At 73.5% G+C, this 21,495-nt stretch carries 17 protein-coding genes; 7 read left to right on the top strand and 10 right to left on the bottom strand.

What is annotated here, in order from left to right:
• Window positions 1–37: 37 nt before the first annotated feature.
• The 7 genes from ACH4XV_RS05970 to ACH4XV_RS05940 all read left to right on the top strand — a co-directional run bounded on the left by ACH4XV_RS05970 (window position 38) and on the right by ACH4XV_RS05940 (window position 10,192).
• On the top strand, window positions 38–2,320 hold the full coding sequence (locus tag ACH4XV_RS05970) for an ATP-binding cassette domain-containing protein (protein ID WP_395787003.1): 2,283 nt from the start codon (window positions 38–40) through the stop codon (window positions 2,318–2,320).
• Between the two features lie 106 nt (window positions 2,321–2,426).
• Window positions 2,427–4,406: a hypothetical protein gene (locus ACH4XV_RS05965; RefSeq protein WP_395787002.1), complete on the top strand. Its 1,980-nt coding sequence runs from the start codon at window positions 2,427–2,429 to the stop codon at window positions 4,404–4,406.
• A gap of 130 nt (window positions 4,407–4,536) precedes the next feature.
• The gene (locus ACH4XV_RS05960; RefSeq protein ID WP_395787001.1) at window positions 4,537–5,319 is read left to right on the top strand and encodes a TetR/AcrR family transcriptional regulator; all 783 of its coding nucleotides are present in this window, start codon (window positions 4,537–4,539) and stop codon (window positions 5,317–5,319) included.
• A 134-nt stretch (window positions 5,320–5,453) separates the two neighbouring features.
• On the top strand, window positions 5,454–8,096 hold the full coding sequence (locus ACH4XV_RS05955) for a DEAD/DEAH box helicase (RefSeq protein ID WP_395787000.1): 2,643 nt from the start codon (window positions 5,454–5,456) through the stop codon (window positions 8,094–8,096).
• Complete coding sequence (locus ACH4XV_RS05950) at window positions 8,093–8,917, top strand: SWIM zinc finger family protein (protein ID WP_395786999.1); 825 nt, start codon at window positions 8,093–8,095, stop codon at window positions 8,915–8,917. The genes ACH4XV_RS05955 and ACH4XV_RS05950 overlap by 4 nt, the downstream gene beginning before the upstream one ends.
• Before the next feature lie 76 nt (window positions 8,918–8,993).
• On the top strand, window positions 8,994–9,698 hold the full coding sequence (locus tag ACH4XV_RS05945) for an HAD family hydrolase (RefSeq protein ID WP_395786998.1): 705 nt from the start codon (window positions 8,994–8,996) through the stop codon (window positions 9,696–9,698).
• On the top strand, window positions 9,698–10,192 hold the full coding sequence (locus ACH4XV_RS05940) for an NUDIX domain-containing protein (protein WP_395786997.1): 495 nt from the start codon (window positions 9,698–9,700) through the stop codon (window positions 10,190–10,192). Before ACH4XV_RS05945 ends, ACH4XV_RS05940 begins: the two co-directional genes overlap by 1 nt.
• 52 nt (window positions 10,193–10,244) lie before the next feature.
• Here ACH4XV_RS05940 and ACH4XV_RS05935 read toward each other — a convergent pair whose 3' ends face one another.
• The 10 genes from ACH4XV_RS05935 to ACH4XV_RS05890 form a co-directional block, all read right to left on the bottom strand.
• A complete protein-coding gene (locus ACH4XV_RS05935) occupies window positions 10,245–10,907 on the bottom strand; it encodes a cobalamin biosynthesis protein CbiX (protein WP_395786996.1) in 663 nt (220 codons plus the stop codon).
• 223 nt (window positions 10,908–11,130) lie between these two features.
• Window positions 11,131–11,481 (bottom strand): cation:proton antiporter, encoded by a 351-nt coding sequence (locus ACH4XV_RS05930; RefSeq protein ID WP_395786995.1) that lies wholly within the window; start codon window positions 11,479–11,481, stop codon window positions 11,131–11,133.
• Entirely contained in the window at window positions 11,468–11,746 is a 279-nt protein-coding gene (locus ACH4XV_RS05925; RefSeq protein WP_380000532.1) for a monovalent cation/H+ antiporter complex subunit F, read from the bottom strand. The genes ACH4XV_RS05930 and ACH4XV_RS05925 overlap by 14 nt, the downstream gene beginning before the upstream one ends.
• A complete protein-coding gene (locus ACH4XV_RS05920) occupies window positions 11,743–12,330 on the bottom strand; it encodes a Na+/H+ antiporter subunit E (RefSeq protein WP_395786994.1) in 588 nt (195 codons plus the stop codon). Before ACH4XV_RS05920 ends, ACH4XV_RS05925 begins: the two co-directional genes overlap by 4 nt.
• Window positions 12,327–13,898 (bottom strand): Na+/H+ antiporter subunit D, encoded by a 1,572-nt coding sequence (locus tag ACH4XV_RS05915; RefSeq protein WP_395786993.1) that lies wholly within the window; start codon window positions 13,896–13,898, stop codon window positions 12,327–12,329. Before ACH4XV_RS05915 ends, ACH4XV_RS05920 begins: the two co-directional genes overlap by 4 nt.
• Window positions 13,895–14,719 (bottom strand): Na(+)/H(+) antiporter subunit C, encoded by an 825-nt coding sequence (locus ACH4XV_RS05910; RefSeq protein WP_395786992.1) that lies wholly within the window; start codon window positions 14,717–14,719, stop codon window positions 13,895–13,897. Before ACH4XV_RS05910 ends, ACH4XV_RS05915 begins: the two co-directional genes overlap by 4 nt.
• Window positions 14,716–17,589 (bottom strand): Na+/H+ antiporter subunit A, encoded by a 2,874-nt coding sequence (locus ACH4XV_RS05905; protein WP_395786991.1) that lies wholly within the window; start codon window positions 17,587–17,589, stop codon window positions 14,716–14,718. Before ACH4XV_RS05905 ends, ACH4XV_RS05910 begins: the two co-directional genes overlap by 4 nt.
• A gap of 89 nt (window positions 17,590–17,678) precedes the next feature.
• Window positions 17,679–18,035 carry an arsenate reductase family protein gene (locus ACH4XV_RS05900; protein WP_395786990.1) on the bottom strand — a complete coding sequence of 119 codons (357 nt, stop codon included), beginning with the start codon at window positions 18,033–18,035 and terminating at the stop codon, window positions 17,679–17,681.
• A 161-nt stretch (window positions 18,036–18,196) separates the two neighbouring features.
• Entirely contained in the window at window positions 18,197–20,734 is a 2,538-nt protein-coding gene (locus ACH4XV_RS05895; protein ID WP_395787080.1) for an ABC transporter permease, read from the bottom strand.
• Window positions 20,734–21,486, bottom strand: coding sequence for an ABC transporter ATP-binding protein (locus tag ACH4XV_RS05890; RefSeq protein ID WP_395786989.1), 753 nt, complete (start codon window positions 21,484–21,486; stop codon window positions 20,734–20,736). Before ACH4XV_RS05890 ends, ACH4XV_RS05895 begins: the two co-directional genes overlap by 1 nt.
• Window positions 21,487–21,495 lie beyond the last annotated feature (9 nt).

Genomic DNA, 21,495 nt, shown 5'->3' with positions numbered 1-21,495 from the left:
ACACCACCTGTCAGGGACCCCTCCATACCGTGGCGGCATGAACTACGACGACATCGTGATCACCGGCGCCCGGGAACACAACCTCAGGAATGTCTCGCTCCGTATCCCCAAGAATCGGATCGTGGTGTTCACCGGGGTCTCCGGATCGGGCAAGTCGTCGATCGTGTTCGACACCATCGCCATCGAGTCGCAGCGGCAACTCGCCGAGACGTTCCCGGCGTTCGTCCGCAACCGGCTGCCCAAGCACGAGCGGCCCCGGGCCGATTCGATCGAGCACCTGTCCACGGCGATCGTCGTCGACCAGCGGCCGATCGGCGGCAACTCCCGGTCGACGGTGGGCACCATGACCGACATCCATCCGCTGCTTCGGGTGTTGTTCTCCCGGCACGGCACCCCCTCGGCGGGGCCGGCCAACCACTATTCGTTCAACGCGCCCGGCGGCATGTGTCCGACCTGCGAGGGGCTCGGCCGGACCGTACGGCTGGACCTGGACGCACTGATCGACCCGTCGCGGTCGATCCGGGAGGGCGCGATCCGCCACCCCGCCTTCCCCGTCGGCGGCTGGCAGTGGCAGCTGTACTCGCACCACGACCTGTACCCCACCGACGTCCCCGTGCGCGAGTTCACCGACGAGCAGTGGCGGTTGTTCCTGTACGGCACCGGCGCCAAGGTGGAGATCGTCAACAGCAACGGCCGGCACCACATCGACTACGAGGGTCTGGTCGACCGGTTTAATCGGCTCTACCTCAAGCGGGACACCTCGGCGCTGGCCGAGAAGAGTCGCGAGACGCTGGCCCGGTTCGTCACCGAGGGCCCGTGTCCGGACTGCGCGGGGGCCAGGTTGAACGCGGCGGCGCGGGCGTCGCTGATCGAAGGGCGCTCGTTGCCGGACTACGCGGCGATGGAGATCGCCGACCTGGTGCCGGTGCTCACCGGGCTGAGCGATCCGGTCGCCCGTCGGGTCGCCGAGCCGGCCGCCGTCGCGTTGGAGCGGATCGTCGCGATCGGGCTCGGCTACCTGCACCTGGACCGGCCCACCTCGACGGTGTCCGGCGGCGAGGGGCAACGCCTGAAGATGGTGCGCCACCTCGGGTCGAGCCTGACCGGGATGACGTACATCTTCGACGAGCCGAGCGTGGGCCTGCATCCGCGCGACGTGGTCCGGCTGGGCGACCTGCTCACCCGGTTGCGGGACAAGGGCAACACCGTGCTCGTGGTCGAGCACGACCCGGACGTGATCGCGATCGCGGACCACGTGGTCGACGTCGGCCCCGGCGCGGGCGTACACGGCGGCACCGTGGTGTTCGAGGGCCCGTTCGCCGACCTGCGCACCGCCGACTCGCCGACCGGGCGGGCGCTGCGCCGGCCGGCCGCGCTCAAGCCGATCGTGCGCACCGCGACCGGCGTGCTGCCCATCCGCGGCGCGAACCTGCACAACCTGCGCGACGTCGACGCGGACATCCCCACCGGCGTGCTCACCGTGGTCACCGGCGTCGCGGGCTCCGGCAAGAGCACGCTGATCTCGGACGTCCTGGTCGCCGCGTATCCGGAGGCGGTGGTGGTCGACCAGTCGGGCGTGGGCACCACCTCGCGTTCGACGCCGATCACCTACGTCGGTGTCCTCGACCGGCTGCGCCGGTTGTTCGCCAAGGCCAACGACGTGGACCCGGGGTGGTTCACCTTCAACTCGACCGGCGCGTGCCCCGAGTGCGAGGGGCGCGGCGTGGTCCGCACCGACATGGCGTTCATGGACCCGGTGACCACCCGCTGCGAGGTGTGCGAGGGACGGCGGTTCCGCAACGAGGTGTTGGCGTACACCCTGCGCGGCAAGTCGATCGTGGACGTGCTGGCGCTGACCGCGGACGAGGCGGTGCACTGGTTCGTCGAACCGGAGTTGCGCGCCCGGGTGACAACGCTGGTCGAGGTGGGGCTCGGCTACCTGACGCTGGGCCAGCCGCTGTCCTCGTTGTCCGGGGGCGAGGCGCAGCGACTCAAGCTGGCGAGCGAGCTGCACAAGACGGGCAGCCTGTACATCCTCGACGAGCCGACCACCGGCCTGCACATGTCCGACGTGGACACCCTGGTCGGGCTGTTCGACCGGCTCGTGGACGCGGGCAACACGGTCGTGGTGGTCGAGCACAACCTGGACGTGATCCGTCGCGCCGACCACGTGCTCGACCTGGGTCCGGGCGGCGGCAAGCACGGTGGCACGGTCGTGTTCGAGGGCACGCCGGCCGAGTTGGTCAAGGCGGAGCACTCGGCGACGGGCGAGTTCCTGCGCGCCGCCCTCGCGTCCGCCGAGCGGGCGCGGGTGGGCTGACCCGCCACCGGGGACGCGCGGGCCGCGGGGGTCGCGGGGGTCGCGGGGGTCGCGGGGGTCGCGGGCCGCCGGGGGCGGCGTCGGTGCGACACGATAGGCATGTCGGATGGCACATACGACTGTCGACCCCCGTGACCAGTGGTTCTCCTCTGCGCTCGGCGGCCTCGTCACCGGCTCGGGCATGTGGTACCGCGAGATCCTGGCGGGCTTCACCCGAGTCGCCGGCTACCTCGGCGGCACCTGGTCCCCGCCCGTCGAATCCGACGGGCCGGGCTGTGTCGGCGACGGGTCCTGGCCGGCGCTGATCGGCCGGATCGAGGCGGTCGCGCTGCGCGCGGCGGCACCGTCGACCCGGCCCGAGCACCGCGAGGCGCTGCTCGCGCTGCTCGACCTGTGGGCGAAGACGGTGTTCGCCGACCCCGCCACGCGGATCCGCATCGGCAACGCCCGCGCCGAGGCGACGGCGGTGCGCGACGACCGGGGGGCCACCATCGCGACCTCGTGGCCCCGGGACGGCCGCTGCGATGTGCTCCAGGTATGGACCGGGGACGCCGCGCCGCCCGAGTTCGGCGGGCCGGTCGAGTGGGTCGACGCGCCGCGCGGCTGGGGCGACGCGGGGCAATTGCGCCGGTTGGTCGAGACGGTGCGCGCCCGCGGGCCGATGCCGTGGCGCGCCGAAGCGGGCGGCCGACTGGCCGAGGCGACCGGAGTCTCCCGCGCGGCGTCGGCGTTGCTCCTGACCGGCAATGCCGGGGGCATCAACACCCTGCCCCGGATGGAGCCGGACCAGCGCCGGGAGTTGGGTCTCGGCCCGGCCGAACTCGAAGCCGGTTTCGACGAGTTGCGCCGCCTCACCGAGACCGACCGCCTGGAGGTGTTCGCGGGCGTGCTCCCGGACGATCCGGCCGACCTGTGGGAGCCGACCGGCGCCGACGCACTCGCCGAGCGCATCGGTGCCGCGTGGGTGGCCCGGTTCGGGCGCACGATCCCGGTGCCGGAGGAGTCGCTGGCGGTGCCGGCCGAACTCGACCACGTCACGCTGCACACCCCCGCCGCCCACATCTGCGCCGCGTTCCTGGCCCCGGCCACCCACCCGCTGAGCAGCGTGGACCACGATCCCTGGCTGGCCGAGGGCGTCGGCGGGGTGTACTGCACCAGCGAGGAGCAGGGGGTGCGCTGGTTCGAGGAGTTCCTGAAGTCGCTCGCCGGCGCGCTACCCGTGATCTACGCCGAGTTGCCCGCCGGGGACCCGGTCCGGGCCGGACTGCCCGCCCTGCTGGCCGAGTTGCGCGTCCGGTTCGATCATCCGGGCCTGCTCCTCGGCGCCGGCTACGCGCCGCGGACGTGCGACTCCGCCGACCGGCTGCGCGAGTTGTTCGGCGATCGCCCCTACGTCGGCCCGATCCCGCTCACCACGACGACCTTCGACGACGGCCTCACCATCGCCTCGGTCGCCGAGCCCACCGAGCGCCACCCGGACCCGAGGGCTCGTCTGTACTTCCGGCCCGCGTACTACGCCGACGACGAACGTTCGACACTGCTGCGCGAGGTGGCCTCCAGCGGCGCGTACGTCCGCGACGTGGTCGACCTTGTCCGGGGCGACTGGAGCAGGCGGGTGGCGGAGCGCGTCACGAGCGGCGCGCTGCCGGTCGGCGGGTACGAGTGCGACCCGGCCGTCGCCGCGCCCGAGACGGTGGCCAGGGTCGCCAAGGCGCTGTCGGTGGATACCGACGCGGCGGCCCTGTACCTGCAAATCCTCGTCCTCGAACGCCCGAGCGATCGCCGGGTGCGCCGCTGGAACGGCTGGAACACCGCACGCCACAAGCGGGCGGCCGGTGCGCTGGAGGCGGCCGGCGTGGTGGTCGCGGACAAACGCGCACGGGCCGGGCGCGGCATCTTCCTGCCGGGCGACTGGGCCAAGGCGACGCACAAGTGGCTGTGGCCGATGGAGGTGTGGAAGGCGGAGCTGCTCGGCGTGCAGGTGATCGGCGACCGGGTCTGGGGGCGGCACACCTGGCGATTCACCCTGCCCGAACTGTTCGCCCACGCCTGGGACGTCGTCGAGCGGGGCGACGGCCCGGCCTGACCGGGTCGGCGACCGCCGACCGCGCCGACCGCCAACTCCGCCGACCGAAAAGGGAACTCGGTACGCTGTACGGAACCACTCCGCATGGCGTACGGTACGCCATGCGGAGTTTCCTACGAAGGGCGTACGAGTGGCACGGGAACGGGGTGGGCGCGCGGATCCCGCGCGGACGCTCGCGCTGTTGTGGCGTACGGGCGACGGGCCCACCCGGGGGCCGAAGCAGGGGCTGACCGTGGATCGTGTCGTCCGCGCCGCGATCGAGCTGGCCGACGCCGACGGGCTCGACGCGTTGTCGATGCGCGCGGTCGCCGAACGCCTCGGCGTCGGCACCATGTCGCTCTACACCTACGTGCCGGGCAAGGCGGAGCTGCTGCACGTCATGTTCGACACCGTGCTCGGCGAGTCCGCCCTGCCCGACCCGACCGGGAGCGGCTGGCGCGCGGCGCTCGAACAACGTGCCCGCGCCGACCGGGAGTTGGCCCGCCGGCATCCGTGGGTGGTGCGTCTGTGGGGACCCGGGCTGCTGCTGATGGGCCCGCGACTGACCGCCCGGGCCGAGGCGGGGCTGCGCACGGTCGCCGACCTCGGGTTGTCCGACGCCGAGATGGCGCATGTCGTCGGTCTCGTCGACGGCTACGTGCGAGGCGTCGCCCAGGTGACCGTCGACGTCGGTCGGGACGCGCTCGCCGGCGGCGCCGGCTACGACGACTGGTGGGCGGAGAGCACCCCCTACCTGGAGCAACTGATCCGGCCCACCCGCTTCCCCACCCTCACCCGGGTCTGGGAGGGCGGCGTCTACGAGCAGGCACCCGACGCGGGCTTCGAGTTCGGCCTGCGTCTGGTCCTGGACGGCATCGAGAACCTGATCCACTCGCGGCGGCCCGCCGCCGCACCCCCGGCACCCCAGGAGTAACGGACATCGCCACCCGCGCCCCGCACCCCCCGCTCGACCTGACCCGACACGCGGCCACCTTCGCGCCCGCCGATCCGCCACGCGCCGGCACCGTCGCGTTCTGGCCGCACGAGGACGGCCCGGACACGATCACCGTGCTCGACGCCGACGGCGTGGCCCGCACCCATCCCGCCGTACGGCTGCCCGTCGCCGACGCGGTCCGGGTGCTCTCCCGGGCCCGGCGCGCCCCCGACGCGCATCCGGCCGCCGCGTTCTGGGGCGCGGCCACCGTGCTCGCCCTGCAACTGGTGGCGCGCGGGCGCATGCTGCCCGGTCTCTCCGCCGCCGACCACGACGCGTGGCGGGCCGGTCCGCTGGATGCCGCCGACGTCGAGCGGGTGCGGGCGCTGGCCGACGCGATGCCCGGCGAGGCGCGGGCGATACCGACCGACGGCGGCACCCTGCTCCCGGCGGCGACCCCGCTGGTCCGGGCCTTCCTGGACGCGGTCGCCGACACCATGCCGCGCACCGCCGCCGGGCCGCACGCGGGTGACGGCGCGTTCGCCGCTCCCGCCGCGCGGAAGTTGCCGGCGCTGCGCCCGTGGTCGGATCGGGTCGCCGCCGGGCACGACCGGGGGGTACGGATCTCGCTGCGGCTGGAGAGCAACGACGTCGAGCGCGCGCCGTTCGTGGCGATCGTCCAGGCGCACTCGCTCGCCGATCCGACCGCCGTGGTCGACGCCGACACGCTGTGGACCGGCACCGACGCGCGCTTCGGCGAACGGGCCCGGCCCGACGTGCTGGTCGCGCTGCGCCGGGCGGCCCGCATCTGGCCCGCCCTGGAACCACTGCTGACCGCGAGCGTCCCGGACCGCGTGGTGGTCGCCGACGACGACCTGGGCACCCTGCTCGGCGCCGCGACCGCCCGACTCGCCGCGGCCGGCGTCGAGGTGCACTGGCCCCGTGACCTCGTCCGCGACCTCACCGCCCGGGCCGTGATCGGCGCCCACGACCACGCGCCCCGGGACCTGCGCGCCTTCCTCGGCGGCGACACCCCGCTCGGCTTCGACTGGCAACTCGCGCTCGGCGGCGACACGTTGACCACCGCCGAACTGGACGCGCTGGCCGAGTCGCACCGCCCGGTAGTGCGCCTGCGCGACCGCTGGGTGCTGGTCGATCCCGCCCTGATGGCCAAGGCCCGCAATCGTTCGATCAAGCCGCTCGCCCCGATCGAGGCCCTGACCGGCGCGCTGACCGGCGGCATCGAGGTGGCCGGCAAACGCATCGAGGTGGGCACCTCGGCATGGCTGGACGAGCTGCGCGCGCGGATCGCCGACCCGGACGGCGGCGGCGAGCCGATCGGCGCGCCCGCCGCGCTCGCCGCGACGCTGCGCGACTACCAGCTGCGCGGACTGCGCTGGCTGGACCGGATGACCTCGCTGGGCCTGGGCGGTTGCCTCGCCGACGACATGGGCCTGGGCAAGACGATCACCCTGATCGCGCTGCACCTGCACCGCGCGGCCGACACCGAGGACCCGAACGGCGCCGCACCCACCCTGGTGGTCTGCCCGGCGTCGCTGCTCGGCAACTGGGAGCGGGAGATCACCCGTTTCGCGCCGGGCACCCCGGTGCGCCGCTTCCACGGCGGCGCCCGCAGCCTCGACGACCTCACCACCGGATTCGTGCTCACCACCTACGGCACGATGCGCCTGGACGCGGCTCGCCTGGCCGCCGTGCCGTGGGGCCTGGTGGTCGCCGACGAGGCGCAACACGTCAAGAACCACACCTCCGCCACCGCCAAGGCACTGCGCCGCATCCCGGCGCGGGCCAGGATCGCGCTCACCGGCACGCCCGTGGAGAACCGGCTGACCGAACTGTGGGCGATCCTGGACTGGACCACCCCGGGCCTGCTCGGCACCGCGAGCACGTTCCGCCGACGCTGGACCAAGCCGGTGGAGGCGGACCGCGACGGGCCCACCGCCGAGCGGCTGGCCAGGCTGGTCGCGCCGTTCCTGCTCCGCCGCCGCAAGTCCGACCCGGGCATCGCGCCGGAGCTGCCCGCCAAGACCGAGACCGACCAGCCGGTGGCGCTCACCCGCGAGCAGGTCGGACTGTACGAGGCGGCGGTGCGCGAGGCGATGGCCGAACTCGACGCAGCCGGCTCCGACATGGCCCGGCGCGGGCGCATCGTCAAGCTGCTCACCGGCCTCAAGCAGATCTGCAACCACCCGGCGCAATATCTGAAGGAGCCCGAACCCCGCCTCGCGGGCCGCTCCGGCAAACTCGAACTGCTCGACGAGTTGCTGGACACCATCCTGGCCGAGGACGGCTCGGTGCTGGTGTTCACCCAGTACGTGGCCATGGCCCGACTGCTGCGCACCCACCTGACCGCCCGCGGCATCGGCAATCAGCTCCTGCACGGCGGCACCTCGGTGGCCCGCCGCGACGCGCTGGTCAGCCGCTTCCAGGAGGGCGCGGTCCCGGTCTTCCTGCTCTCGCTCAAGGCCGCCGGCACCGGGCTCAACCTCACCCGCGCCGACCACGTGGTGCACTACGACCGCTGGTGGAACCCCGCCGTGGAGGAGCAGGCCACCGACCGGGCGTACCGGATCGGGCAGACCCGCCCCGTGCAGGTGCACCGGTTCATCGCCGAGGGCACCATCGAGGACCGGATCGCCGAGATGTTGCGGGACAAGCGCGCGCTCGCCGACTCCGTGCTCGCCCACGGCGAGACCGCGCTGACCGAACTCTCCGACGCCGAACTCGCCGACCTGGTCCAGTTGAGGAGTGCCCGATGACCGCCGCCTCGGCCCGCGCGTTCCCCGCCTTCGCCCCGCGCCGCGCCCACGGCCTCGCGGGCCGGACCTGGTGGGGCCGCGCCTGGGCGGAAGCCCTCGAACACGCCGCGCTGGACGGCCGGCCGCTGCGCGAGGGCCGCGCGTTCGCCGCCTCCGGCCGGGTCGGGCCGATCACGATCGCACCGGGCCGGATCACCGCACGCGTGTCCGACGCCGACGGCACGTCGTACCGCACCGAGGTGCGGATCGAGCCGCTGGACGACGCGCGCTGGGAGCGTCTGCTCGACCAGGTGGCCGCCGAGGCGGGACACCTGGCCGCGCTCCTGGAGCGGGAGTTGCCACGCGAGCTGGTGGCCGCCGCCGCGGACGCGGACGTGTCCCTGCTGCCGGGCATGGACGAGCTGGATCACGAATGCGACTGCCCCGACTGGGAGTTGCCGTGTCGGCACGGCGCCGCACTGGGCTATCAGACGGCCTGGCTGTTGGATGCGGACCCGTTCGTGCTGTTGCTGATGCGCGGCCGGGACGAGCCGGCCGTGCTGGAGCGGTTGCGCGCGCGGCAGCCGCGTCCCACCACGAAACCGGACAACGCGGCCGGGATCGACGCGCGCGCGGCGTACCGCGCCGTCGACGCCCTGCCGGCCGACCCGCCGCCGGTGCAGGAACCCGCCGCGCCGTTGCGCGTCGCCCCCGCCCCGGGCATCCCGGCCGGCGAACTGGAACGCCTGGCCGCGGCGGCGGCGCGGCGGGCCCGGGAACTGCTCGCGGAGCGGGACGAGAGCACCGTCCACAATCCGCCGACGGAAGAGATAACCCGATGATCGTACGGGCGGTCCGGCTCTAGGATGATCGGCGCCGTATCGCCGAATCGCCGACCGGACAGAGATGAATCGAACCATGCACCCCACAGCGGACTCCCCTCGTCAGGTCCTGATCTTCGATGCGGACGACACTCTGTGGGAGAACAACATCCTGTTCGAGCGGGTCATCGACGACTGGCTCGACTGGCTCGACCACGCCACCCTGGACCGCACCCGGATCCGGGCGATGCTCAACGACGTGGAGGCCGCGAACGCGATCACCCACGGTTACGGCAGCAAGATGTTCCTGCGCAGCCTGGGCGAGACGCTGGAGCGGCTGTACGCCCGCCCGGCCACCGAGGAGGAGCTGCGGCACATCGAGACGTTGGCGGTCGCGCTCCTGGAGAACCGGGTGGAGCTGGTGCCCGGCGTGGTGGAGACGCTGACCGCGCTCGGCGCCCGGCACGATCTGATGTTGCTCACCAAGGGCGACGCCGAGGAGCAGCAGCGCAAGATCGACGCCTCCGCGCTGGCCCACCACTTCCGCAGCACGCACATCGTGCCGGAGAAGGGCGTCGACGTGTACGTCGACCTGATACGCGCGCACGAGCTGGCGCCGGAGTCGACCTGGATGATCGGTAACTCCCCCAAGTCGGACATCCTGCCGGCACGCGGCGCGGGCCTGGGCGCGGTGTTCATCCCGAACGCGCACACCTGGGTCCTGGAGCAGAGCGAGTTGGACCCGCACGACGAGCGGGTGCTCACCCTGGCCGCGTTCCCCGACCTCCTCCGGCACTTCTGATGGCCGCCGACCGGCCCGCCGGGCCCTCGGTGTCCTGCGTCTTCGTCTGCCACGACGGCGCGGGGCGGGTGCTGCTGGCCCGCCGCGCGGCCGCCGCCCGGGACGAGCCCGGCACATGGGACACCGGCGCCGGCGCGCTGGAGTGGGGCGAGACGTTCGAGGAGGCGGTCACGCGCGAGGTGCGCGAGGAGTACGGCACCGAGCCGCTGTCCATCGAGCCCCTCGGCGCCCGCAACGTCCTGCGCGGCGACCCGATCGCGTCGCACTGGGTCGCGGTCGTCTTCGCGGTCCGCGTCGACCCGGCGCGGGCAGTCATCGGCGAACCCCACAAGTTCGACGCGCTGGACTGGTTCACCCCCGACGCCCCGCCCGCACCACTGCACTCGCAATGCCCGGCCACCCTCGACCTCTTCCGCACCCACTCCCCCTCGGACGGCCAACCGCCCGCTCCGCCGAACGCGAGGGCATGGACCGCGCGAACGATCGGCGCCTGACCCCACGCCGCCGGCCACCGGGCCGGCGCCTCGGGCGCCGGGCTCGCCCGGATCAGGCGGGCTCGGTCGTGCGGGCCCGGGGGCGAAAGCCGTCCACGGCCAGGGCGACCCGGGCGGCGAGGATGCCGGCGGCGGTGGCCTTGGACAGCAGCGGGGCCACGCCCGGGACCGCCGGCAGCACGAACGAGGCGGGGATCGCGACGGTACGGGCCGCGCCGAGCACGCGGCAGCGCTCCAGGGCCCGGCCCAGGTCCGGGTCGCCGCCGATCAGCGCGACCTCGACGATCCGATGGGTGCCGTACTGCCAGACCAGTCGGGCCAGCCGGTACAGTTCCGCGTCCTCGTCCGGTCCCGCCGCCGGCGCGGTGACCAGGATCGCGGCCCGCGCGGGCACCCGCGCCGCCGCCGCGCGCAACCACCCGATCAGCTGCCCGGCGGCGCCGAACGGCCGGGCGAGCACCACCCGCGAGCGCTCCGCCGCCGGCAGCGCGCGCAGGGTCCGCGTGGTCTCCGCGAGCAGCCCGGCGTCCCGACCCAGCGTCATCGGCACCACGCACACCCGGTCCGCCCCGCCCCCCAGCAGCGCGGACACCGCCCGGTGCGTCTGCCGGCCGGGGGCCACCGCGGTCACCTCGGGGCCGAGCAGTCCCGGCAGCGCCGCGCCGTGCGCGCTCTCGTGCCCGCCGACCGCCACCACCGCCACCCGCTCCGCCACGACTCAACCGCCGTTCGGGGCACGATCGCACCCGGGCCGGCCGGCTGCCTCGCGGGGTTCGGGATTCATCGTGGATTCCTTCTCTCGGATGGCCGCGCCCGGGATGGTTGTCTCGTCCCGGGTATCCACCGCACCGACGCACCAACCCCGGCCATCGGAGTGAAATCCGACCATCCGCCGATCATCCGACAGCGCGGCGCCACGAGCACCGTCCGGATCCCGATCAACCCGCCGGGTCGGGCCGCTCCGCGAGTTCGTCGACGACGAGGTCGCCGGTCGGCAGGTGCGGCAGGCGGTACACCGCGTGGCCCACCAGGTGGGTGGCCACCGGGACCGTGGTCACCTGGAAAAACGCCACCATCACCAGCATCCCGACGTCGATCCCGCTGCGCAGCCGCAGCCCGAGGCCGAGGGTGACCAGGAGCAGCCCGAGCACCTGCGGCTTGGCCACGGTGTGCATCCGCGACAGGGTGTCCTGGAACCGCAACAGGCCCACCCCCGCGACGAAGGCGAGCGCGCAGCCCGCGAGCAGGCAGCCTACCGCCGCGCCGTCGGCGAACTCACCCGCGCGCACGTCGGCTCCCCTCCCGGGCGGAGAAGCGCACGATCGACACCGAGCCCAGGAAACCGACCAGGCCGAGCGCGAGCAGCACCGGAACGGTGGTGGTGTGCCGGTTCAACGTCGCCTCGGCCGCGATCGCGGCCAACATCACCGCGAGCAGCATGTCCACCGCCACCGCCCGGTCCAGCGTGGACGGCCCGCGCACCAGCCGGATCAGCGCCATCAGCGCGGCCGAGCCGAGCAGCACGATCACGGTGCCGCCGACGAGTGGATTCATGGGTGCTCCCCGGGAGTTCGAGCGGACAGGGACGGATCCTCCGGGCCGGCGCGGTCCGCACGGGTCCCGAACGCGCCGACCGCGCGGGCGGCCAACCGCAGCACCGCCCGGCGGGCCGCCGCCACCGCCGCCGGTGTGTCGGCGCCGAGCGCGTGGATGAAAAGCGTGGTCGACCGGCCCCGATCGATCTCGATCACGATGCTGCCGGGCAGTACGTTCAGGGCCAGCACGGTGAGGGTGAGCAACAGGTCGGAGCGGGGTGTGAGTTCCACCGCGAGCACCGAGTTGCGCGGCAACCTGCCCGGCCACAGCGCCTGCCACGCGACGCGCAGCGAGGACACCACCAGGTCGAGCCCGAAGCGCAGCACGAAGCGCACCAGCCCCCAGGGCCGGAAGGCGAGCCGATCCCGCGCCGGCGACAGCGGCAACAGGGCAAGCATGAGCACCGCGGACACCACCCCGGTGAGCACGTTGGCCACGGTCAACGTGCCCCACAGCGCCACCCACACGGCGGTCAGCCACACCACGAGCAGCGGCGAGACGCGCCGCCGGCGGCGCGCCGCGGCGACCCGGGTGGCGTTCATCGGCCTCCGCTGCGATGCACCCCGCCGGGCAGCGGGACGGCGTCGACATAGGCGGAGCGGCCCACCAGTTCGGCCCCCGTACGATCGGCCAGCGCGACCAGCGGGCCCGCCCATACGGTGAAGGCCACGCCCACCGCGACCAGCGCGCAGGTCGCCAGCGTCATCGCGCGCGGCAGCACACTGGTGGTCGCCGCGACATCCCGCCCGCTCAGGCTCGCGCCCGAGGAGTAGGCGGTCGCCCCCGAGTGGTCGGCCGTACCGCCGAACACCTGCCCCCACACCCGGGCCATCGCGTACAGCGTGAGCAGGCTGGTCGCCACCGCCGCGCCGATCAGCACGTACGAGGTGACCGTGCCGAACTCCGCGCCGGCCCGCAACAGCAGCCATTTGCCCAGGAATCCGGACAGCGGCGGAATCCCGCCCAGATTCATCGCGGGCACGAAGAACAACACCGCGAGCACCGGCGACATCCGGGCCAGACCGCCGAGCCGGCCCAGGTCGGTACTTCCGCCGCGCCGCTCGATCAGCCCGGCGACCAGGAACAGCGAGGTCTGCACGGTGATGTGGTGCACCGCGTAGAACACCGCCCCGGCCAGACCCGCCGCGCTTGCCAGGGCGATGCCGAACACCATGTAGCCGATGTGGCTGATCAGCGTGAACGACAACAACCGGTTCAGGTCGCTCTGCACGATCGCGCCCAGGATGCCCACGATCATCGTCGCCGCGGCGACCACGAGCAGCAGTTCGCGCACCCGCCCCTCCGGGAACAGCAGCGTCTGCACCCGGATGATCGCGTACACACCGACCTTGGTCAGCAGCCCGGCGAACACCGCGGTCACCGGCGCGGGCGCGGTCGGGTACGCGTCGGGCAACCACGCGGACAGCGGGAACACCGCCGCCTTGACCCCGAATCCGATCAGCAGCATCGACTCCAGGATCAACCGCACCCCGGGGTCCACCTCGGGCAACCGCACCGCGAGTTGGGCCAGATTGACCGTGCCGGTGGCCGCGTACACCATCGCGATCGCGGCCAGGAACACCAGCGAGGACAGCAGGCCCACCACCACGTAGCCGGCGCCCGCGCGCACCCGCGCGGCGGTGCCGCCGACGGTCAACAACACGTAGCTGGCCGCGAGCAACACCTCGAAGCCCACGTACAGGTTGAACAGGTCACCCGCCAGGAACGCGTCGGCCACGCCGGCGACCAGGATCAGGTAGGTGGGGTGGAACACCGACAGCGGCGTTGCCTCGTCCTCGTCCGCGCGTCCCTGCCCGATCGAGTAGATCAGCACGCCCAGGGTGACCGCGCAGGAGACCACCAACATCAGCGCGGAGAGCCGGTCCGCCACCAGCACGATGCCGGTCGGCGCGGGCCAGCCCGCCATCCGCGCCACCACCGGACCGTCCCGGTCGGCCGACACGAGCAGCGCGACGGCCACGCCGAGTACGGCGGTCAACACGCCGACGCTGATCACCCGCTGGCCCCGCGGCAGCCGGGCGCCGATGGCCAGCTTCAGGCCCGCGCCGAACAGCGGCAGCAGCACCGGCAGCGGGACCAGGTGATTCATCGGCGCGGCTCGTTCCCGACGTGGTCGCCGCCCCGGCCCGCCCGGAACGCCGTCGCACCGTGGCCGGACCCGATCGTGGTCGTCTCGCGCGGAAACTCGGTGTCCGGCACCGCGTCCACCACGCCGTCCGCCCGCGCCACGGCCGCCCGCTCGGCCCGCGCCTGCCGATTCAACTCGCGCCGCGCGGCCCGGAAACGGGCGCGCAGCTCGCGCTGCTGGACCCGGTGTTCGGACTTGATCCCGCGCAGCCGCAGGCGCAGCTCGGCGCGCCGCTCGCGGGCGATCCGCTGCTCCTCGGGCCGCCCGCCGTGCCCGCGCTCGTCCACACCGAGCCGCCGGCACTCGGCCGCGTAGTTGGCCCGCGCCTCGACCGCGAGCCTGCGCACCACCGCCCGCCTGGCCCTGGTCTGCTCGCGCAACTCGCGGCGCAGGCGCCGGTGTTCGGCCCGCAGGTCGCCGCGTTCGGCGCGGCGCACCACGCGCAGGTCCTCGGCGTCGTCCTGGATCTCGTCGGTCCCGGTCAACTCCCAGTGCCGGTGCACCATCGACAACACGAACGCGGTCACCGCGAGGGTGATCACGATCGCGGTCAGCACCATCGCCTGGGGCAGCGGGTCGTTCATCCGGCCCGGGAGCGTCACGCCGAGCACCGGCGCGCCGCCCGCCCGGCCGCCGCCGGAGAGCACGATCAGGTTGGCTCCGTTGCCGATCAGCACCACGCCGAGGAGCACGCGGGTGAGGCTGCGTTCGAGGATCAGGTACACCCCGACGCCCACCAGGACCGCCGCGGTGAGCACCAGGATCAGGGTGGGACTTTTCATACGATCACCGTCTGTTCGGCATCGGGGTCACGGGTCTGTTCGATGCGCCGATCCAACTCCGCGCCCAACGCGCTCAGCACGTCCTGCACGAGGCCGACCACGAGGAGGTAGACGCCGATGTCGAAGAACACCGATGTCGCGATGTGCACGCCGCCGAACACCGGCAGATCGGCGTCGAGGACGGTGCTGCGCAGCGGTGCGCCGCCGACGATCAGGCCGACCAGGGCGGCGCCGGCGGCGACCACCAGGCCGGTGCCGAGCAGCCGCCCGGCGGGCAGTGGCGCGGCTTCGGCCAGTTCGTACCGGCCGCCCGCGAGGTAGCGCACCAGGAGCGCGAGTCCGGCGGTGATCCCGCCCGCGAAGCCGCCGCCCGGCGTGGAGTGGCCGCTGAACAGGAAGTAGAGGGACAGGACGAGTACGGTCGGGAAGGCCACCCGGGCGACCACCTCGAAGAGCACCGTGCGCCGCCCGGGGGCGAGCGTGCGGGCGGCGACCAGGCGGCCGGCCGGCCCGGGTTCGTGGCCCGGATGCGCGTCGTCACCGCCGGCGGGCAGCGGCGGCGCGTCGGGCGCGCGGTCGGCGAGTCGGGGCAATTCCCGGGTCCGGCGTACGAAGATCAGGCTGGTGACCCCGATCGCGGCGACCGCGAGCACCGCGATCTCGCCCATCGTGTCCCAGGCGCGAATGTCCACGAGCAGCACGCTGACGATCTCCTTGCCCCCGGCCTCCTCGGCCGCGGCGGCGAACGCCTCCGACACCGGAGGCCGGGTCCGCGCGGCGAACGCCGATACCGCGACGCTCGCGAGCACGCCGCCGGTCAGCACCGCGATCACGATGTGCACGGCGCGCCGCACGGGTCGGGTGGTGTCGCGGAAGCGGCCGGGCAGTCGGCGCAGCACCAACAGGAACACCACCAGACTGACGGTCTCCACCAGGCCCTGGGTGAGCGCGAGGTCGGGGGCGCCCTGGAGGACGAACAACGTCGCGCAGCCGTAGCCGGTGACGCCGACGAGCAGCACGGTGGGCAGCCTGCCCCGGGTACCGGCGGCGATCAGCGCGGCGGCCACGACCAGGAGGGCGACCACGACCTGGGCGGCGGAGTCCCACCAGCGTGGTGTGTCCGGGAAGGGCAGCGGGAGTCGGCCGAGCGCGGCGGCGGCGGTGATCGCGATCAGGCTGAGCAGGATCACCCCGACGTACACCGGCATCGACCCGCGCTGGGTGGTGCCGGTCAGCTGCAACGCGCCCCGATCGACGCCGCGCACGAGCAGGTCGTACAGCCGCGAGGGCTCGACCCGCGCGGTGGCCAGTTGTACCCGCACCACCGGCTCGCGGGCCAGGAACAGCACGATGCCCAAGCAGACGGCGGCGGTGGAAAGGTTCAGCGCGATGCCGGGGCCGTGCCACAGGGCCAGGTGGTAGTCGGTGCCGCCGGCCGGGAACAGGTCGGCGTACGAGGAGATCCAGTGGTCGAGAGAGCGCGCGGCCAGGCCGAGTCCGAGGCAGCTCGCGCCGAGCAGCACGGCCGGGGCGAGGAGCAGTCCGCTCTGGGGCGCGCACGTGGTGGTGGACACGCCGTGCTTGCGGGCGAAGGCGCCCCACACGAAGCGCAGGCTGTAGCCGGCGGTCAGCGCCGATCCGGCGACCAGGACGCCGAGCACGACGGTGTCGGCCCGGCCCCGGTGCAGGAACGCCTCGTACACCGCCTCCTTGGCGACGAACCCGGCCGTCGGCGGCAGTCCGGCCATGGACAGCGCGGCGACCACCGCGACCAGGCAGGTGATCGGCATGGCGCGGGCCAGGCCGGACAATCGGCGCAGGTCGCGGGTGCCGGCGCCGTGGTCGATGATGCCGACCACGAGGAACAGCGTGGCCTTGAACAGGGCGTGCGCGACCAGTATCGCGATGCCGGCGAGCGCCGCGTCCCGATTGCCGGCGCCGGTAACCACGGTGAGCAGGCCGAGTTGGCTGACCGTGCCGTAGGCGAGGACACGTTTCAGGTCGTTCTCGCGCAGCGCGCGCCACCCGGCCAGGAGCAGTGTGGCGCAGCCGGTGATCAGTACGATCGGCCGCCAGGGCGCGAGTTCGGCGAAGCCGGGGGCGAGCCGGGCGATCAGGTACACGCCGGCTTTGACCATCGCGGCGGCGTGCAGGTAGGCGCTGACCGGGGTGGGTGCCGCCATGGCGGCGGGCAGCCACGATCCGAACGGCACGATCGCCGACTTGGCCAGCGCGCCGACCAGGATCAGCACGATCGAGGTGGTCACGAGCGTGCCGCCGGGCGGATCGGCCAGGATCTCGGAGAGCCGGTAGGTGCCGGCTCGTTCGCCGAGCAGGATCAGCCCGACCAGCATCGCCAGGCCGCCGAAGGTGGTGATGGTCAGCGCCTGCATCGCGGCCCGGCGCGAGCCCCGGTGTTCGCTGCGATGGCCGATCAGGAGGTAGGAGAAGACCGTGGTCGCCTCCCAGAACACGTACAGCAGGATCAGGTCGTCGGTGGTGACCAGCCCGATCATCGCGCCGGCGAAGGCGACCAGGACCCCGGCGAACGCACCGAGCCCGGGTTCGTCGTCGTCGAAGTAGCGCGCGCAATAGACGAGGACGAGTACGCCCACGCCCGCCGCGAGGAACACCATCAGCAGCGCCAGGGCATCACACCGGAAGGCCAGCGAAACGCCCTGCCGGGGAATCCACGCCCGCGACTCGACCAGGGCGTGGCCGTCGAACACCGAGCCGGCCTGGGCGAGCGCCCAGCCGGTGGTCGCGACCGGCAGCGCGGCGAGCACCAGGAAGGCATTGCGCCCGAGGCGGCGAACCAGCCACGGAGCGATCGCCGCGACCACGAAGTACGAGGCCACCGAGAGGATCATGACGCTACGTTAGGGCGTGATCACCGTAAATCATCTCAAATCGGACAGATGTCTCCCGATTTTCCCTTCACCCCGACGAGCGCCCGCCCTCACCCGAGAACCGAGCGCACCGCCTCGGGGCTGCGTCCCACCACCGCGTGGCCGTCGTCGGCCGTGATGATCGGCCGCTGGATCAACACCGGATGCGCCGTCAGCGCCGCGACCCAGCGTGCCCGATCCCCGGCCTCCCGCCCCCAGTCGGCGATGCCGAGTTCCGCGGCGACCGCCTCCCCGAGGCGGGTGATGTCCCAGGGCTCCAGGCCCAGGCGCCCGAGCACCGCCTCGATCTCCGCCGCGGACGGCGGCTCCTCCAGATACCGCCGCACGGTGTAGGCGGCGCCTTCCGCGTCCAACAGATGCACGGCGGCCCGGCACTTCGAACACGCCGGGTTGAGCCAAATCTCCACGCCGCCGCCTCCCGACCCGACCGACAAAGACCCGCCATTCAACCCCACCCCGATCCCCCGCGGCGAGCCGCCACACCTCACCCGCGACGTGCTCTGGATCGAGGAGCGGGCCGGCCGGGCCCACCCAAGGCCCGGCCGGCGTCCCCCCGTTCCTGCGGTGATCAGTCGCGCAGCCCCATCGTGTCCGCCGGGTTTCCGCGCAGTGCGACTCGCGCCGGCACCACCGTGGACACCAGCGCCAACAGCGCCGCCACGAGCACGACGGTCGCGTAGGTCAACGGCGGCGCGTACGGCGACGCGCTCTTGGTCATGCCCATGCTGTACGCGGTCAGCGTCGCGTAGGCGACCAGCGAGCCCAGCCCAGCGGCGAGCAGGGCCACCGCCCCGGTCTCCCAGCGCAACATCCGCATCACCTGTCGGCGCGTGGTGCCCACCAGTTGCAGCAGCGCGAACTCGCGCCGCCGGGCCGAGGTGGCCATCACCAGCGTGTTCACCACGGCGATCCCGGTGAACGCGATGATCAGCCCCATCGCGACATAGTTGACCTGGGCCTGGGTGCCGGCCTGGTCCCGCCGGGCCTGTTCGACCTCGCCGCGGTCGAGCACCCGGACCCCGGGGAAGTCGGCCATCGCGCGCCGCAGCGGCTCCCGGGACAACGCGGGTGTCCCGGAGATCAGCACCGCCGCGGCGGCCGGCCGGTCCACGTGCGCCGCCGTCACCGCGTACGGCAGGGTCAGGTCGCCGAAGCCGAGGCCGCGTTCGTAGATCGCGACCACCTTGAGCGTGACCACCACGCCGTCGCCCATGGTGACCTTCAGGTCGTCGCCGACCCCGACCCCCTTGGTCTTGGCGGCCAGGTCGCTCACCGCGACCGTGGTGTCGGTCATCGCCGCCGACGAGCCGGACTTCGTCTTCAGGTCGAGCGTGCGCTCCAAGCCCTGGGGCGTGACCCCCTGGGCGGCGAACTTGTCCTGGCCGGCCCGGACGAGCGTGTGCAGCACCTCGGTGACCACCTCGACCCCGGGCACCGCGCGCGCCGCCTCGGCCGCCCGGCCGGGTACACCGGGGCCGGCGGCCAGCGTGTACGACGCCAACGTGCCCGCCTTCGCCTGCTCCTGCGCGGCGTGGCTCGCGGTGGTCTGGGTGAACAGGATGGTCGAGGCCATCGCCACCGCCAGGCTCAGCGGGGTGACCACGGCGGCCACCCGCTCGGCCGCGGCCCGGGCGTTGCGCGCGGCCAGGAAGCCGCTCACCGGCGACAGGCGCCCGACCAGCGCGCCGAACACGGCGGTCGCCGCGCGGGCCACGATCGGACCGAGCAGCGCGATCGCGACGGCGGCCAGGATCACCGTGAGGAACGTGACGGGGGTGGACTTGGGCTCGGTGTCCAACCCGCTGAGCACCAGCAACAGCACGGCGTAGCCCGCCGCCGCGATCAGCCCGCCGATCAGTCGCCCGACGCCCACCCGGGGTCGTTCGATCGCCGCGTCGGCCAGGGCCTCGGTGGGCCGCACCCGCGCCGCGCGCCGGACCGACACGCGGGCCGCGGTCCAGGCCGCGACCAGGGTCAGCAGTGCCGCGCCGATCAGCGGGAAGGGGCTGAGCCTCAATTCCAGCGTGTCCGGCATCGCGCCGAACGCCACGAACCGCCCGTGCAGCCAACGGGCCAGACCGAGGCCGGCGAACGCGCCGAGCGCGCCCGCGAGCAGGCCCACCACCAGCGCCTCGCGACCCACCATGCGCCGGATCTGCCGGGGCGTCGCCCCGATCGCGCGCAGCAGCGCGATCTCGCGCCGACGCTGCTGGATGGACAGCGCGAACGTGCCCACCACGACCAGGACGGCAACCAGGAGCGAGGTGCCGCCGAGCGCGCCGCCGAGGCTGATCAGGGTGACCCGGGCCTTGGCCGCCGCCGGGAACTCCGCGGGGCCACGATCGGTGCCGGTCCGTACCTGCGCGCCGGTCCCCGCGAGGGCCGTCTTCGCGGCCTTGCGCACGGTGCCCGGGTCCGCGCCGGGGGCGGGGAACAGGCCCACCGCCGCGACCTGTCCGGGGTGTCCGGCCAGCCGCCGGGCGTCCTCGGCGCCGAAGAACACGGTGGCCTGCCGGGCCAGGGCATCCCGACCGGGCGGCGTCGCGACGCCCACCACACGGTAGGCGCCGGGGGCCGATCCGGCCTGCACGGTGATCGTGCCGCCGACCTCGACCCGGGCCCGCCGGGCAAGGTCCGCGTCCAGCACGATCTCGCCGGCCGCCGCCGGGGCCCGTCCCGCGCGCAGCCCGAACGGGGTCAGCCGCGCCGACTCCCACGCGTGCCCCCACGCGTTGTCGTCGGTGTCCAGGGCCCGGCCGCCGGCGGTGAGCACGTGGGCGGAGAAGGTCAGTTCGGGCACCACCTCCACGCCGGGGATCGTGCGCAGCCGGTCCACGGCGGCGGCGTCCAGCCAGGCGTGCTCGGTCAGCGGCTTGGACTTGACCTTGGTCTTGCCCTTCTTGTGCTTGGTCCAGTGCAGGTTCTGGTCGGCGGTGACCACGGTGTCGGTGGCGGCGTAGCGTTCGACGCGGATGTCGCCGCGCAGGCCGGTCTCCAGGAGCGCGCCGCACGCGGTGACCAGGGCGGCGGCGCAGATCAGCGCGACGAACGCGCCGACGAAGCCGCCTTTTCGGGCGCGCAGCGTACGCAGGGCGAGGAAGAGCATCAGGCGGCCCACGCGCCCAGGTGGGTCATCCGGTCCGCGATCTGCTCGGCGCTCGCCCCGGCGAGCCGGTCGGTGATCCGGCCGTCGGCGAGGAACAGCACGTCGTCGGCGTAGGAGGCGGCGACCGGGTCGTGGGTGACCATCACCACGGTCTGCCCCATCGTGTCCACCGTGTCGCGGAGCAGGACCAGCACCTCCTTCGCGGTGACCGTGTCCAGCGCGCCGGTGGGTTCGTCGGCGAAGACCACCTCGGGCCGGGTGACCAGCGCGCGGGCGATCGCGACGCGCTGCTGCTGGCCGCCGGACAACTCGGCCGGGCGGTGTTCGGTACGCCCGGTCAGGCCCACCCGCCGGACGATCTCGGCGAGCCACTCGCGGTCCGCCTTGCGGCCGGCCAGGCGCAGCGGCAGCGTGATGTTCTCCAGCACGGTCAGCGAGGGCATCAGGTTGAAGGCCTGGAAGACGAAGCCGACGCGCTCGCGGCGCAGTTCGGTCAGGCCGGTCTCGTTGAGCCCGGTCAGGTCGGTCTCGCCGAGCCGCACCGTGCCGCTGGTCGGCCGGTCCAGACCGGCCGCACATTGCAGGAACGTGCTCTTCCCGGAGCCGGAAGGCCCCATGACCGCGGTGAAGCTACCTCGGGGGATGCCGACGGTGACGTCGCTCAGCGCGGTGACGGCGGCGGTGCCCTTGCCGTGCACGCGTGCGACTCCGATCAGGGACACGGCTTCGGGTATCTGCTCGTGGGAACTCATGGTGCGGCG

It is taken from the genome of Embleya sp. NPDC020630 (assembly GCF_044334985.1).
Lineage (GTDB): Bacteria > Actinomycetota > Actinomycetes > Streptomycetales > Streptomycetaceae > Embleya.
The sequence above is the reverse complement of the archived record's forward strand: the minus strand, read 5'-3'. Positions and strand labels throughout refer to the sequence as shown.